Below are 15,784 nucleotides of genomic sequence, written 5' to 3'. Positions count from 1 at the left end.
TGTATAATGTAATGGTGGAGGTCAGATATGAAAAAAATAAGTTTAAATATAGATTTGGATACAAATGTATTGGAAGTGGTATTTATTCCAAGAAGGTTTATTATTTTATGGATTATACTCGTATACATAGCGTCAATTCTTTTAGAATTTCGTAATAATATTTTCTCTATAGATAGTTTTTTCTTTACAATAGTCATTGTTATTCATACTATTTTTCATTGGCATGCGAGTTCATTAAAGAATAGGCAATTGTTGTACTTCTTTTTTGTACAACTTTTCATTGTGTTTTTGGCTGCATTTATTGCAACAAATGCTTCGATAGCGATTTTTGTTGGATTAACTCCTATTTTAATCGCCCAAAGCTTATATGTTTATAACAATATATTTAAAGTAATGGCAGTTTTTACTCTTATGTATGCAATATTTTGTGCTGCAATTAGTATCAATTATGGTGTGAATAAAGTAGCTATTCTTCTCTCTATGTTCCTTCTAGTATTAGCAATTATTGTTCCTTTTTCTTATATTAATAAGCAGCAATTTGATGCACGTAATCGTATACAGAGCTACATCCAAGAGTTAGAATCTGCATATATGAGAGTGGAAGAATTGACATTAGCTAATGAAAGGCAGCGTATGGCGAGAGATTTACATGATACGTTAGCACAAGGTTTAGCAAGCTTAATTATGCAATTGGAAGCAATAGATGCCCATATGCAAAAAGGGAATACAGGACGATCTCAAGAGATTATGAAACAAACTATGATAAGAGCGAGACAAACTCTACATGATGCAAGGTTGGTTATTGATGATTTGCGTCATACTACTAATTCATTTAATGAAGCAGTAGAGGAAGAGGTTCAACGTTTTTCTGAAGCTACGTCTATACAGGTGAGATTTACTATTCAAAGCCCCCCGCATATTTCAAGCTTAGTAAAGGAGCACTGTTTATATGTAATTAGTGAATGTTTAACGAATATCGCAAAACATTCACAGGCAACAGATGTAAATTTAAAAGTTGAATATATCGATGATCTTGAAAAACTTACTATTGAAGTTGAAGATAATGGAATTGGGTTTGACACTGGATATATCGGTAAGAATCCTGGACATTATGGTTTGATTGGCTTAAATGAGCGTGTTCGATTGATTAAGGGAGAAATACATATATTGAGTGAAAAGATGAAGGGTACGAAAGTGTATATTCAAGTGCCTATAAATAAAGAAGGGGATAGCCATGAAGTATAACGTATTAATTGTGGATGATCATTTTGTTGTAAGAGAAGGTCTGAAACTAATAATAGAAACGAGTGATTCATTTCAAATTATAGGCGAGGCTGCAAATGGAGAAGAAGCCCTTTCTTTCATAGAGAAAAAGGAACCTGATGTCATTTTAATGGATTTAAATATGCCTAAAATGAGTGGTTTAGAAACAATTGAGGCTTTGAATAAAAAACAAAACCATACGCCGATTATCATATTAACTACTTATAACGAAGATGAATTAATGTTAAAGGGAATTGAGTTAGGGGCAAAAGGATATTTGCTAAAAGATACGGATCGTGAGAATTTGTTTCGAACATTGGAAGCGGCTATTCGAGGTGAGATTTTACTACAACCAAATATTATGGAAAAGATAGTGAAGTATAAAAGGAAAGAAGTACATGCTGATAAGGTTGAAGGGAATAACTTAACAGAAAAAGAATTGTTTGTGCTGAAAGCTATTGCACGCGGATATAAGAATAAAGAAATTGCATTCGATATGGGGATAGCTGAGCGAAAGGTAAAAGCATATTTAACAAATATATACAATAAATTAGGTGTTAATTCCCGATCAGAAGCAGTAGCTGTATCTATTGAAAGGAAGTTAATTCATTTTTAAAACATTATATATGCCCAATCGTACATTATAGGCCTGCCCTTTTGTACGATTTTTTTATTTCTTTCTCATGTTATGCTTCAGAAAGTATGAGAGATTTAAGAACAATCTAATTGCATTACAATTACAGACGTTTCTAATGTAGGAAAGGAAGAAGAATAATTAAATGGAAACTTTGCTTTTAATTCCTGTAGTGATTTTCTTTATTTGGCTGCAAAGCAAACAAAGAAAAATAAACTGGATAGATATCATAACTTTTCTCATGATGATAGGGATTATTACTTATACGGCGCCGCAGCCAATGACTAGGGATTTACAAGCAGAGCTACTGGCAGTTACGCTTTTTTCTTTCGCTATTGGTATTTGGCAAGGTGGGGGAATTACAGTCTGCTATGAGGATGAAATTTTATATATTACAAATGGAAAGCAGTATTCCATTTCATGGATTCTCTTAATAATTGGCAACATAATTATTATTAATATATTTGAAGGTGGATTTACATTTAATGGATCGTGGTTTCTTTTGTGTAGTGTTGTCATTACATCTGGGGTGAAAACCAGTATTCTATGTATTCTGTACAAATTAACAGTGCGGAATTGAATGGAAAATCAAAGCTGTTTTCTTTTATCCCAACATAAAACGTATTGCTGTAAGTTCATTAAAAGACTGTAGTTGATAAAAAATGTGAAGGAAGTATTGGAAGAATGGGGGAGTTAACGTAGATGTTTCTACCTATTACTATATTTGATAGGTTTAGTTGGCTGGGGAATGTTGCTTTCTCTTCAGAAAAGATTAGCAGGAATCGAGCGCTTTCGAGGGCTGAAGAAAGAGATGTTAATTTGTGTAATAAGAACGGTATAGGTTCAGTTAATAATATGCATCAAAAAATAACGATAGATTCTGTGGAATATGGTGATAATTGTGTATTGGGCCGTGCAGAACCTCATTCAACAATTGTCATAACAAGTAGTGATATGTATGTTGGAAGCGGACGGGTTAATGAGTATGGAGAATTTAAAATATATACAAATGATTATCTGAAAGAGTATTTGGTACTAGAGATTCAGTTGATAATGGGCGGTTTCTATCAAGGAAGTATAACGGTAAAGTTAAAAAGTTAAGGGATGATGATTTTCTTTTTATTTAGTAAATAAAAAGGAAGCAACCGTAGTCGCTTCCTACATCTATTAAGCCGAAGCTTTCTTCATTCTCTCAAGTAAGCTAGATAAAATATGCGTACGATAAGATTCTAGTTTTTTACCTTCATAAGTACGGATACCTAATTTTTTAAGTTCTTTTACATACCAACCTTTACTTCCGAAATACATGTGATCGCTCCCCTTCAACTTTGTTTTTAGTAGTTCTGATTGTACTTGGAGGTACGGATAATATAATGAAGGAAATGAATTTCGCGCGAAAATGGTTAACTTTGTTGCAAAAGACATATATACTAAGGATAGTATATAACGAGGTGGGCAAGACGTGATTATAGAGAAGCACGAAATTCAAATTGACCAAATTACGAGCGGTAAAGTGAATATCTTTACTTTCTATAGAAATAGAAAGCAAGTTGATGATCATTTTTTACGTTTACAAGAACCATCGCTTACAGCAAACTACTTCTTCCATTTTCATTTTGATGTAGAGAGCTTGCATCTACTGCAGGAAGAGTTTCCAGGCGTATATCCGTACGACGGTAGTGAAACGATTCACGACTGGACGGAAAAGATGAAGAAAGAATTACAACATCAGATCCAAACAGGTAAATGGAATAAACGCGTACGTATCGGTAATCGCATTCTAGATGTGGCGTTTACGTGGTGTGACGAAGATATAGTAGAGTGAAAAAGAAGCGGATGACGCTTCTTTTTTTAGCGCTGGAATAAAACGAGCTTACCTGCAGAAGATGTGCAGCGATGTGTTTTTTCGTACAATCCTTTTTCTTGTAAAATAGATTCACCTTTTGCTTTCGCTTCTTTTTCAGTTGCTGCCTCGAATGATTCGTCTAATGCTTTTGAACCATCTTTTTCAAAGACTGTTAGAACGTATACTCCCATGAAAATTCCCTCCAATAATTAAAATCAGAATCTTATAACTATTTTGTCATAAATCGCTAGAATATGCAAAGAAATATATGACATTGCGTGTTACAATAAAGTGACACTTTAATAAGTAGGGGAGTCTTTTCATCCCCTGCTTATTATTAGTGGAACCAATCGGGTATTTAAGGGCAGTTTGCTTTCAGACTGACTTCTTAGGCTTACTGCCCGTTAATACGGGGTAAAGTGAAACTTTAATAGGTGGGGGGATTTTTTATCTCCCGCTTATTACCAGTTTTCACCAATTGAGCATTTATTGTTTGTGTTCATGCGGATAAAATGAAACTTTTGAACTATAGAAAGGATCGTTATTTGTGAAACAAGTGAAGTTTATACATGCGGCTGATTTGCATTTGGATAGTCCGTTTAAAGGGATGGAAATGAATGTAGCACAGTCTGTTTGGGAGAGAATGAAGCAAAGTACGTTTGAATCGTTCGAGCGTATTGTTGATAAAGCGATTCAAGAGCGCGTTGATTTCGTATTACTAGCCGGGGATTTGTATGATGCGGAGACGAGAAGTTTGAGGGCGCAAGTGTTTGTGCGCGAGCAAATGAAGAGACTGTCGCAGTACGATATTCCCGTTTTTATTATTCATGGTAACCACGATCATTTAGGGGGAAGCTGGGCAGCAATTGAGTTTCCAGAAAATGTTCATGTGTTTACGGAGCCTTATGTGGAAGAGAAATCATTTTATAAAAATGGTGAGCTGTTAGCTTCTATTTACGGGTTTAGTTATTTGCAGCAAGCGGTAACGGATAATATGACAGCGCAGTATACGAAAATGAGTGATGCGCCTTTTCATATTGGGATGCTTCACGGAAGTGTGGAAGGGGATGCAGAGCATAATCGCTATGCACCGTTTCAAATTCGTGAGCTGAAGGAAAAGCAGTTTGATTATTGGGCTCTTGGCCATATACATAAACGTGAAATTTTATCAGAAGAGCCTTATATTATTTATCCAGGCAATATACAAGGGCGTCATCGTAAGGAAACGGGCGAGAAGGGTGCGTACCTTATTGAACTTACGAAACAAGGATTGCATTGTTCATTTTTCCATACAGCGGATGTTGTATGGGATGAAATTGAAGTGAATATTGATGGACTTGAAACTGTTGATGAACTTATGACTGTCGTATCAAGTGCGATGAATGATTGCCGAAGAGAAGAAGAAGGGACGCTTTTAACTGTCGTATTTACAGGACAGGGGCCACTTTCTCCGTATTTACGTGATGAAAAACGTGTGGAAGAAATTTTTCATATTGTAGCAGCTGGAGAAGAGCGAAAAGACTTTGTATATGCGATGAAGTGGAAAAATGAGACGGTTTCTTTTGCGGAAATTGAACGTTTGAAAGAGGAAAATCATTTCGTCGGTAGTGTGCTAAAAGAGTTAGAAGCTTTTACAAATATGGACGGAGTGTTGCGCACCATTTGGACATCTCCTGTAGCGCGTAATAGCATTGAAGCTTTTACGGAAGAAGAGAAGAAAGAGATTCAAAAGGAAGCGGAAAATATTATTTTAGAGCAATTATTCCAGCAAGAGAGGGATAAAAAATGAGAATTGAAAAACTCCATATTTATGGCTATGGAAAACTAGAAAATGTGGAAATGGATCTATCAATGCTGACGGTACTGTACGGTGAAAATGAAGCGGGGAAATCGACAATTCGCTCGTTTATGAAAAGTATTTTATTCGGTTTTCCAACGAGAGGACAGCGCCGTTATGAACCGAAAGAAGGCGGAAAGTATGGCGGAGCAGTTACTGTTCAAACAGAAAAGTACGGCCGTTTAAAAATTGAACGATTGCCAAAGACGGCAGTAGGCGCGGTGACCGTTTATTTTGAAGACGGGAAAACTGGCGGCGAAGATATTTTACACGATATATTAAGCGGTGTGAATGAAAGCTTATTTGATTCTGTTTTTTCATTTGATATGCATGGTTTGCAAAATATTCATCAACTCGGCGAAGCGGATATCGGTAATTATTTATTTTCGGCAAGCGCAGTCGGAAGCGATGCGTTATTGCAGTTAGATAAAAAATTAGAAAAAGAAATGAATCAGCGTTTTAAGCCGAGTGGTCGTAATCCTGAAATTAACGTGTCACTGCAAGAGATGAAGAAAATTGAGGAAAAGATGAAAGAGTGGCAAGGGAAGATTGGCACGTATGAAAAACAGGTCGAACAGTTAAAAGAAAGTGAAGAGAAACTTGCTTCTGTTCGTGCGGAAAAAGAGTCAGCCGAAAGACGAAAGCAAGACTATGAAATATTAGCGGCGCTTGAGCCTCTCGTTATTGAAAAGAGTGCGCACGAGAAAGTGTTAGAAAACGAGAACGGGCAGTTTCCTGTAAACGGAATGGCGCGCTATGAGGCGGTAAAGGCAAAGATAGAACCGCTCCAAGTACAAGTAGATTCACTTCAAAAAAAGATAGAAACAGTGCAATCAGAAATTGATTCCACAGAAATAGATGAAGCATTTTTACAAAAAGAAAGTTACGTAGAAGAACTTCGTATGCAGCATTTGTCTTACGAAAACGCACGCCAAGAAATGCGTGATATGACAGGAAGTATTGCGAATATAAAAGAAGAAATCGCAGAATTACAGCAGCAAATTGGAGCAACTTTTGAACAAGAGATGGTTCTTTCATTTGATATAAGTTTAGCGACGAAAGAATTAATTACGCAAACTGTGCAAAAGGCGCGTGAATTAGAATCACAAAAAGCGCAACTAGATGAACGTTTTAAAACGGCTCAAGAGCAATTAGAAGAGCAAGAAGAAAATATAAGACAGATTCAGAAACAAATGTTAGCGGATGAAGAGCGAAATGCGTTAGCTGAGAAAGAAAAATCGTTCCAAGATGCGGCGTTTATCGGTATGGGCGCAGAGAGAATGAAGCGTAAATATGAGGAAAAAGCAGGAGCGGCTATGCAAAAGAAAAAACAGTGGCAAAGAGTTTGTCTCCTGTTACTTCTTATTAACACGCTTGTTTTATTCACGAGTTTATTTATAGATAACCGCCCACTTTTATTTATGAGTGTCATTGTTTTTGTAGGGATTGTCCTTGCTCTCGTTTTATATAAAGATCCATCAAGCGGATTACAAGAAGAGCTTCTTACGCTTCAGCAAAGTGCTGGAGGTCGCCAAAGTGAAGAAGCGATGTCCATTCGCTATCAGTTAGAAAAGGATGAAGAGATTCGAAAGTTATTTGAGCGAGAGTCTTATAAATTGCAGCAAATGGAACGAGCTTATGATAAAGTCGTTTCATCGTATGAAGAATGGGAGCGAGAAACTTTCCAAATAGGAGAACAAGTAGATGCGTATAAAACGCGCTATATGTTCCCTGAATTTTTTACGTATGCGCACATGTTGCCAGCGTTTGAGCGTATTGAAAAAATGCAGCAATTATATCGTGAGCTAGATAAACAAGGCGAGCGGAAATCTTCATTATATGAAATGATTTCGCAATTTGAACATAAACTAGAAACTGTTATCGGTAGTGCAGAGTATAGTAATTTGCACGAGGCACAAATTCGTATGCAAAATGAGAAAGAGAAGCGCCAAACTTGTAAGCAGCTGAAAGAGAAGCTGGCGGAATGGCGAGAAGAATATGAGTTTATGCAAGAGCAATTGAAACAACTTTTAGTAGAGCGAGACGGTTTATGGCATATCGCAGAGTCTACAAATGAAGAGATGTTTTTAGAAGCAGGTAAACGGGCAGAAAAACGTGAAGATGCGGATAAGCAAGTGGGGCGTTTATTACCGCAAATTGATCTGTTAGAACAGCGTTTAACGGATTTATCATTAGCTGAACATTATGAGGCTGACGGTTATGATGAAAAGTTAAAGCAAGAAATGACATCCGCGAAAAACTGTCTGACGAAAGAGAAAGAACTGACGGAGCGTATTGCGAAACACCGTATGGAAATTGCGAATTTAGAAGAAGGTAGTACGTACGGTGATTTAATGCATGAATGGGAAATGAAAAAAGCGCAAGTACGTGAACAAGTGAAGAAGTGGGCTGCATATGCAGCGGCAAAGACAGTACTAACGAAAACGAAGCAATATTATCATGAAGTGCATCTTCCGCGTATTTTACAAAAATCAGAAGAGTATTTCGTCTATTTAACAGGCGGACGATATAGTAAAATCTTTTCACCGTCAGAGGCGGAGCCGTTCATTGTTGAACGTAACGATGGTATGCGTTTTTACAGTCATGAACTAAGCCAAGCGACAGCGGAGCAGCTATATTTATCGTTACGGTTTGCACTAGCGAAAACGTTTGAGCATGATTATCCATTTATTATTGACGATAGTTTCGTGCATTTTGATGCGATAAGGACGAATCGAACGATTGAACTTATAAAGGAAATTGCGAAAGATAGACAAGTTATCTTCTTTACATGTCATGCGCATTTACTCGCGTATTTTACAGAAAATGAGATTATAAAATTAACGCATAAGCGTAAAGAAAATGAGTTGTAGTATGCTATACTAAAAGTAATTGATTTGGTGGAGGAATTCGAATGAAAAAGAAAATTGCAGAATATGAAGTTGGTGAACAAGTCGATGTTTTCTTGTTAATTAAAACAGCGACAAAAGGTCTCGCAAGCAATGGGAAACCGTTTTTAACAGTAATCTTACAAGACCCAAGTGGAGATATTGAAGCGAAGCTATGGGATGTATCACCAGAAGTTGAAAAACAATATGTAGCAGAAACAATCGTTAAAGTAGCTGGAGATATTCTAAACTATAAAGGACGTATTCAATTACGTGTGAAACAAATCCGTGTTGCGAATGAAAATGAGGTAACAGATATCTCGGACTTCGTAGAAAAAGCACCAGTGAAAAAAGAAGATATGGTTGAAAAAATTACGCAATACATATTTGAAATGAGAAACCCGAACATTCAGCGTCTAACAAGACATTTGTTAAATAAGCACCAAAACGAATTTTTAGAATATCCAGCAGCGACGAAAAATCATCACGAGTTCGTATCCGGACTAGCTTACCATGTCGTATCGATGTTAGATTTAGCGAAAGCTATTGCTACGCTATACCCATCGTTAGATAAAGATTTACTATATGCAGGCGTTATTTTACACGACCTTGGTAAAGTATTCGAACTATCTGGCCCGATTTCTACAACGTATACGTTAGAAGGAAATTTACTAGGTCACATTTCTATCATGGTGAACGAAATTGGGAAAGCAGCAGACGAATTGCAAATTGATGCAGAAGAAGTGTTGATCCTTCAGCACATCGTTCTTTCTCACCACGGAAAAGCAGAGTGGGGTAGCCCAAAACCACCATTAGTAAAAGAAGCAGAAATTCTGCACTATATCGACAACTTAGATGCAAAAATGAACATGATGGACCGCGCATTAGGACGTACAAAACCAGGTGAATACACTGAGCGTGTATTTGCTCTTGATAATCGTTCGTTCTATAAGCCGACGTTCCATAATTAAAAGTGTGAATCGAATGGCCTCATTAAGTGTTAATACGCTTAGTGAGGCTGTTTTCTTTATTAAAAATGAAATGAAATAGTTAAAAGGAAATAATTGAAGAAGAATCATTGAAAAGGGTAGGTTCTAAACATGCAAAAAAATGAGTTAGAACAGAAATTATTACAAGAAGAGATGCCCAAGGATTTATATAGTTTAAAGGGTGGATTACCAAACGAATCGTATTGTTTAAATGAACAGAATGGAGTATGGAAAGTATATTATAGTGAACGAGGAACAAAGAGTAATCTTAAGACATTTAATTCTGAGACAGAAGCATGTGAATACTTCTATACTAGTTTAATTGAGATGTTAAAAGGAATGGGTGTAATTTAAACCTGAAATAAAAGTGCATTTCCGTTTGGGGATGCTCTTTTATTTTACTAACTTTATTTCACATACACAAAGGCTCTATTTGCAATTAAGCAGATTTTATTTTACATAAACATTATTATACTAATCTAAAGTTTCTGTATTTACATTTTTTCTTTTTATCTCATAATTTTAATTGGGGAAAGGGAGGAAAAAACATGAAATATATGGCGTATCAAGCATAATTAAACGAACAAAAAAAGAAGTCCAACAGGACGGCTCTTATTTTACTTAACCTTATACTACTAACCTCTACGATCAAGGTATCCTTTCATTCCATTAAGTTGCCCAACTGGTGTTTCATAGGGGGAGAAAGCTCCTGATTTGATGATGTTTTGTTTTGCTGATGGCGTTGCAACTTTAATTTAGATGGACTGTTCTTTTCTCCACTAATGTTTTTAATATTTACTAAACCATTATCAAATGCATATTGGAGTAGCGCCACATCGTCATCAAGTTAAGAAAAGAAAATTCCCTAAAACGAGAATTTCTCGTGTTTTTAGTCCAAGAACGTTAGTTATTTGATCTTAAAAGAACAGCTTTTTCTAAATAAGGGATTGCATTAGTTGCAAATGAACTTAGCTTTGTAAATCCACATTTTTATGACGCTATCCCATATAGAAATTCATCATTCTCTAGTCCAAAATGTTATGCAATAAAAAAATCTCGAATTTGAGATAAATCACTTGCTTTTTAATCACTTGAGGTGTAAAGTGATAGTAACGAAAACAACTGAGTCGTATGAAAAACATACACTCAGTTGTTTTCGATTAAAAAAATAAAGTAACTTATTTAGTAAAAACTAAGATGAATTTACAAAAACATAATGAGAATAAATTGAAAAACTAAAAACCATATTAGTTGTGGGAAATGTTATTTTTTTAGTTATCACTTGACTAGTAAAACGAAGCGGAGGAGTTATCAATGTATGAAATTAAAGGGCATCATCACATTTCAATGGTTACAAAAAACGGAAGTGAGAATAATCATTTTTATAAAAACGTACTTGGATTACGCCGTGTGAAAATGACGGTAAACCAAGATGATCCGTCCATGTATCACTTGTTTTACGGAGATAAAACAGGAAGTCCAGGTACAGAATTATCATTTTTTGAAATGTCTTTAGTAGGAAAAACGTACCGTGGTACGAATGCAATTACTCGAATCGGATTACTCGTTCCGTCAGAGGATAGCTTGCATTACTGGAAAGCACGATTTGAGAAATTTGGTGTAAAACATAGTGAAATTACAACATATGCAAATCGTACTGCTTTGAAATTTGAGGATGCTGAAGGTCTTCGTCTTGTACTACTCGTTTCAAACGGAGAAAAAGTAGAGCATTGGGAAACTTGGGAGAAATCAGAAGTTCCTGCTGAACATCAAATTCAAGGAATGGGTTCTGTGGAAATGACAGTTCGTAGACTTGATAAAATGGCGAGTACACTTACAGAGATGTTTGGTTATACAGAGGTTAGCCGCAGCGAAGAGGAAGCAATTTTTCAGTCCATTAAAGGAGAAGCTTTTGGAGAAATCGTTGTGAAATATTTAGATGGTCCTACTGAAAAGCCAGGCCGCGGTAGCATTCACCATTTAGCGATTCGCGTGAAAAACAGTGAAGAGCTTGCTTATTGGGAAGAACAGGTGATACAAAGAGGTTTCCATTCTTCAGGCATTATCGACCGTTTCTATTTTAAAAGCTTATACTTCCGTGAATCAAACGGAATCCTATTTGAAATTGCGACAGATGGACCAGGATTTACAGTGGATGGAGATGTGGAACATTTAGGAGAAAAACTTGATTTGCCGCCGTTCTTAGAGGAAAAGCGAGCAGAGATTGAAGCGAAATTAGCACCTATTGAAGAGAAATAATAGAAGAGAAAATATAACTTTAAAAACTATTGGAGGAATATAAAATGAACCAATTAAAAGGAATACACCATGTTACAGCAATTACAAGTAGTGCAGAAAAGAACTATGAGTTCTTCACTCACATTTTAGGAATGCGTTTAGTTAAAAAAACAGTAAACCAAGATGATATTCAAACGTATCATTTATTCTTTGCAGACGATAAAGGTAGTGCGGGAACAGATATGACATTCTTTGACTTCCCAGGTGTTCCAAAAGGGGTACACGGTACAAATGAAATTTCAAAAACTTCATTCCGCGTTCCAACTGATGCAGCGTTAGCATATTGGGTGAAACGTTTTGACCGTCTTGAAGTAGAACATACAGGCATTAAAGAGCAATTTGGTAAGAAAACTCTTTCTTTCGTTGATTTTGATGATCAACAGTATCAATTAATCTCAGATGAACTGGATAAAGGGATAGAATCAGGTACACCTTGGCAAAACGGGCCAGTTCCATTAGAATACGCAATTACTGGTTTAGGACCTGTATTTATCCGTATTGCGAACTTTAGTTTCTTCAAAGAAGTGTTAGAAAAAGTTCTATTATTTAAAGAGATTACTCAAGAAGGAGAATTCTATTTATTTGAAGTGAACGAAGGTGGAAACGGTGCATCTGTCATTGTAGAACATAATACGGTTCTTCCTGAAGCACAACAAGGTTTTGGTACAGTGCACCATGCCGCATTCCGCGTAGAAGATCGCGCTGTATTAGAAGAATGGATTGAGAGAATAGGTAGCGTAGGGCTTCCTTCATCTGGTTATGTAAACCGCCACTTCTTTGAGTCATTATACGCAAGAGTTGCGCCGCAAATTTTATTCGAGTTTGCGACAGATGGCCCAGGTTTTATGGGAGATGAGCCATACGAAACACTTGGAGAAAAATTATCTTTACCTCCGTTCTTAGAGCCAAAGCGTGAAGAGATCGAAAAATTAGTTCGTCCGATTGATACAGTGAGAAGTACGAAGGAATTTATTAAAGAGTAAAAATAGAGATAATAAGTAGAAGAGCAAGTAGTTTTAGCGGATCGCTGGAATTGCTTGCTTTTTTATTTGGTATATAAAGTGTTCTTATAAATGTTTGGTGTAATTAATTTGAAGTGATGTCTCTCTCATTTCTTCTTATCACTTTTCTTTAAATCGAATTTGTATTTAAATATATATTCATCTTTTTATTTCATAAATCCTTTTGGATCATTAATGGAATTTAGCTACCGATAAGTAAGGGTGTATGAACTAACTCTGTATAGGCTATTCCCATTAATCATAGACATTTCTAAGGTGCTATTTATGTAAAGTAAAAGTATGATAAAGCGTTATTAGCAAAAATATATTAAATGATTCATCATACAATTCTATGGTATGAAAACGCGAATTTTATACACTTAGACATTTTCTAACAATGAAATCTCATCTTTGTTACTGTAAAAAACAACTAGCCCCCACAAGAGGTGTTAGTTAACGTAAAATTCGCTATCGTTAGTTAATCTTTTTTGCTTTATAGATTTGGAATTACTCCTACTTTGACCAGCCTCTCTCCCTCTTCTTGATGAATTGAAAAACATAACATACAACAAATGTATTTACAGTTATATGGAATAATATGTATATTGGTATTCAGAAGACTATCAAAAGGGGGATGTGTATGCAAACTGTTATGCCGTCTTATTTGTTTTTATTTTTTGGCGCGCTCATTTTACTACGTAGGATTCGTTCGATGTATAAACCAGTCAAGGGAAGTGGGGTGCGAATATTCTTGCCACTTATTTACTTAACGCCGGGACTTTCATTTTTTCTCCAATTAGGGCACCCGACGTTTTTTGAATTATGCGTAAGTGTTGTTTTAGGGCTTTCCTTTTCGGTGATTATTATCATTTTGTCAGATTACGAAATTAGAGAGGATGGTAACATTTACGCAAAGAAAAGCTGGAAGTTTGTCGTGGCTTTTATTCTAATGCTCCTTTTACGTTATTTTATCCGGCAAGACATTACGACAGTCGATTCAGGTACACTTAGTCTGTTATTTTTCACCTTTATCATTTGCTACATTGTTCCGTGGCGAATTGTTTGCTATATAAAATTCAAAAAAGTGCTCGAACAAAAGAAAGAAGCTTTCTATTAAAACGTAGAAGGTTTTTTCAATCATCTTTGTATAGTCCATTTACTTAGTAATAGTGGAAAAGAGCTTATTGGACTCTTCCCCCTAGTAAAATTTTGATTGAGTATAATATACACACCTAGTTAACATAAGCCTTTATTATCCGGATTTAATGTATTTAGAAGGCTATTAAAAGTCCTCCAGATTGTTTAGCTGGAGGACTTTCGTGTTCACATAATTTTCGTTCTCGGAAGTTCTACACTTTATGTTCGGGATGGAAATCTAATGAGTTAGTTCAGATTACGAAGGTCAGGCGTAGTATTTTAATATAGAGTTGGAGTCGGAGGAGAACAATGGAAAGAAACAATATCGTTTATGGCAACCGAATAATGATTCCATCTTCCGCCGAAAAACCTATAGCCATAAATTCTTTCGTGCCCAACAGTCGTCAAAAAAAACCAGAAATTGTCGCCGTTTCTAAGCCGCAGATACGTAAATCGAAATAAACAATTTTGAAGACCCCAAGGACTCTGGGCATAGAGTGGCATTTGTCGTATATATACCATGATTCGAGGTTCACTCCTTATTGAAATTAGACTTATAACTAATTTTATGCTCAGGGTTAAAGCTTAGATTGGATGTATGCCTAGTAGCCTACTTAAATTCAATTTTGAATGTATATAGTATACATAACGCATCATTATCGGTAGCAAGAAAAAGGCAGATTCCTTGTGAGAGTGGGGATCTGCCTTTTTCTTTTTCTATGACTCTATTCATTTTTTATACATTCCTATTCTGGCGTGGTTTTTTTCCGAAATGCTGGTGGATTTGCTTTATTAGTTGTATGGTTTATTTTATTAATCATCATTGGAGCTGCTTGCTTCTGCTAAAAAAACTATTGGAAAAGACACTCTTATATGGGTGTTTTTACTTTATAAAATTCACATAAATCTGTCCTTATAGGGAAAAATATGTAAGGTATTGTGCTGAAAAGCACTTGCCTATTCTAAATAAGGAGTGAGATGAATGGCTGATAAAAATGAACGTAACCGTGTCGATAATGATGCTGGCGAAGCGGTAGGAACTGGTGTCGGTGCTGTCGCTGGAGCTGCTTTGGGTTCTGTTCTTGGTCCACTTGGTACCGTTGCAGGAGCTGTTGCAGGAGGAGCGATGGGTAACGTAGTCGGCGAAGGTGCCGATGAGGCTAATGACAGTGTTGCGAACCGAGAAGATTAGACTTTAACCAAAGTGATACTGAATGAATTGGATTCCCAAAAAGGGAGTCCTTTTTTTATTAAGTTAATTCAGCTTTTTTAGGTAAATTCCCAGTGGAATTGTGAATCAATTTACTTAAAGTAACGGGTGCGTTAGTTCACCAAGCTATAAGCAGCAATCATAATCATTTTCTTGATCTTCCGCAATCGGGCGCTTTAATGGAGAAAAGATCACAAAAATGATCAAACTTTATTTCAAAGCTACAGTATTTATTATTTCTGGTATTAAAGTCGCATTAACATACATATACAATTCTAATAAGTAATACAATCAAACTAGATTAGCAAATCAAGGAAGGCGCCTTAGGGAGTCTTTTTTTATTTCTAAAAGGACCTGCTCAATTCATGCGTAAAAAACATAAAGTAAAATGAATCCGTTAAAATACATGAGTGAACCTTAGTTTTCCCCTCCCATTAAAGGAGGAACTATTATGGGCTTTGGTGGTAGTTGCAGTAGTTGTGGCGGCGGCTTTGCTTTATTAGTTGTATTATTTATTCTATTAATCATAGTTGGAGCTTCTTGCTTCTGCTAAAAAAACTATCGGAAAAGACACTCATATATGAGTGTCTTTTCTTTATGGGGTACTGACCCACACCCATCAACTTAAGGGATATTTTTATACAAAATGCGATCTTTTCACGTAGTATTTTATTATCGTTT

At 36.0% G+C, this 15,784-nt stretch carries 17 protein-coding genes; 15 read left to right on the top strand and 2 right to left on the bottom strand.

The window, feature by feature from the left end:
* Nucleotides 1–27 precede the first annotated feature (27 nt).
* From BAQ49_RS27610 to BAQ49_RS27595, 4 genes are all read left to right on the top strand, one after another.
* Nucleotides 28–1,245: a sensor histidine kinase gene (locus BAQ49_RS27610; RefSeq protein ID WP_071747892.1), complete on the top strand. Its 1,218-nt coding sequence runs from the start codon at nt 28–30 to the stop codon at nt 1,243–1,245.
* Nucleotides 1,235–1,879 (top strand): response regulator, encoded by a 645-nt coding sequence (locus BAQ49_RS27605; RefSeq protein ID WP_071747891.1) that lies wholly within the window; start codon nt 1,235–1,237, stop codon nt 1,877–1,879. The genes BAQ49_RS27610 and BAQ49_RS27605 overlap by 11 nt, the downstream gene beginning before the upstream one ends.
* Before the next feature lie 163 nt (nt 1,880–2,042).
* Complete coding sequence (locus BAQ49_RS27600; RefSeq protein ID WP_071747890.1) at nt 2,043–2,477, top strand: hypothetical protein; 435 nt, start codon at nt 2,043–2,045, stop codon at nt 2,475–2,477.
* 122 nt (nt 2,478–2,599) lie between these two features.
* On the top strand, nt 2,600–2,998 hold the full coding sequence (locus BAQ49_RS27595; RefSeq protein ID WP_071747889.1) for an Ig-like domain-containing protein: 399 nt from the start codon (nt 2,600–2,602) through the stop codon (nt 2,996–2,998).
* Between the two features lie 66 nt (nt 2,999–3,064).
* On the opposite strand, the gene BAQ49_RS27590 is transcribed toward BAQ49_RS27595, so the two are convergent.
* A complete protein-coding gene (locus BAQ49_RS27590; protein ID WP_000273535.1) occupies nt 3,065–3,205 on the bottom strand; it encodes a YflJ family protein in 141 nt (46 codons plus the stop codon).
* Nucleotides 3,206–3,359: 154 nt separating this feature from the next.
* Between BAQ49_RS27590 and BAQ49_RS27585 the strand changes: the two genes are divergently transcribed.
* Complete coding sequence (locus tag BAQ49_RS27585) at nt 3,360–3,722, top strand: hypothetical protein (protein ID WP_071747888.1); 363 nt, start codon at nt 3,360–3,362, stop codon at nt 3,720–3,722.
* A 26-nt stretch (nt 3,723–3,748) separates the two neighbouring features.
* Here BAQ49_RS27585 and BAQ49_RS27580 read toward each other — a convergent pair whose 3' ends face one another.
* Nucleotides 3,749–3,934 (bottom strand): YhzD family protein, encoded by a 186-nt coding sequence (locus BAQ49_RS27580; RefSeq protein WP_000539551.1) that lies wholly within the window; start codon nt 3,932–3,934, stop codon nt 3,749–3,751.
* 356 nt (nt 3,935–4,290) lie between these two features.
* Between BAQ49_RS27580 and BAQ49_RS27575 the strand changes: the two genes are divergently transcribed.
* The 10 genes from BAQ49_RS27575 to BAQ49_RS27530 all read left to right on the top strand — a co-directional run bounded on the left by BAQ49_RS27575 (nt 4,291) and on the right by BAQ49_RS27530 (nt 15,656).
* Nucleotides 4,291–5,532: a metallophosphoesterase family protein gene (locus tag BAQ49_RS27575; RefSeq protein WP_071747887.1), complete on the top strand. Its 1,242-nt coding sequence runs from the start codon at nt 4,291–4,293 to the stop codon at nt 5,530–5,532.
* Nucleotides 5,529–8,453: an ATP-binding protein gene (locus BAQ49_RS27570; RefSeq protein WP_071747886.1), complete on the top strand. Its 2,925-nt coding sequence runs from the start codon at nt 5,529–5,531 to the stop codon at nt 8,451–8,453. Before BAQ49_RS27575 ends, BAQ49_RS27570 begins: the two co-directional genes overlap by 4 nt.
* A 41-nt stretch (nt 8,454–8,494) precedes the next feature.
* Nucleotides 8,495–9,439, top strand: a complete 945-nt coding sequence (yhaM, locus tag BAQ49_RS27565) for a 3'-5' exoribonuclease YhaM (RefSeq protein ID WP_000726646.1) — start codon at nt 8,495–8,497, stop codon at nt 9,437–9,439.
* A 129-nt stretch (nt 9,440–9,568) separates the two neighbouring features.
* Complete coding sequence (locus BAQ49_RS27560; RefSeq protein WP_071747885.1) at nt 9,569–9,811, top strand: hypothetical protein; 243 nt, start codon at nt 9,569–9,571, stop codon at nt 9,809–9,811.
* Nucleotides 9,812–10,771: 960 nt separating this feature from the next.
* Nucleotides 10,772–11,716, top strand: a complete 945-nt coding sequence (locus BAQ49_RS27555; RefSeq protein WP_071747884.1) for a ring-cleaving dioxygenase — start codon at nt 10,772–10,774, stop codon at nt 11,714–11,716.
* Between the two features lie 44 nt (nt 11,717–11,760).
* Nucleotides 11,761–12,738, top strand: a complete 978-nt coding sequence (locus BAQ49_RS27550; protein ID WP_071747883.1) for a ring-cleaving dioxygenase — start codon at nt 11,761–11,763, stop codon at nt 12,736–12,738.
* A 658-nt stretch (nt 12,739–13,396) separates the two neighbouring features.
* Entirely contained in the window at nt 13,397–13,873 is a 477-nt protein-coding gene (locus tag BAQ49_RS27545; RefSeq protein WP_071747882.1) for a CcdC protein domain-containing protein, read from the top strand.
* 776 nt (nt 13,874–14,649) lie between these two features.
* Nucleotides 14,650–14,739, top strand: coding sequence for a YjcZ family sporulation protein (locus BAQ49_RS27540; protein WP_071747881.1), 90 nt, complete (start codon nt 14,650–14,652; stop codon nt 14,737–14,739).
* Nucleotides 14,740–14,875: 136 nt separating this feature from the next.
* Complete coding sequence (locus BAQ49_RS27535) at nt 14,876–15,085, top strand: glycine zipper domain-containing protein (protein ID WP_071747880.1); 210 nt, start codon at nt 14,876–14,878, stop codon at nt 15,083–15,085.
* 469 nt (nt 15,086–15,554) lie between these two features.
* Nucleotides 15,555–15,656, top strand: a complete 102-nt coding sequence (locus BAQ49_RS27530; protein WP_000505688.1) for a YjcZ family sporulation protein — start codon at nt 15,555–15,557, stop codon at nt 15,654–15,656.
* The last annotated feature ends 128 nt before the right edge of the window (nt 15,657–15,784 follow it).

The organism is Bacillus proteolyticus, assembly GCF_001884065.1.
In the GTDB taxonomy this organism is placed as follows: domain Bacteria; phylum Bacillota; class Bacilli; order Bacillales; family Bacillaceae_G; genus Bacillus_A; species Bacillus_A proteolyticus.
Note: the sequence above shows the minus strand (reverse complement) of the source record. Positions and strands in the feature narration are given on the sequence as shown.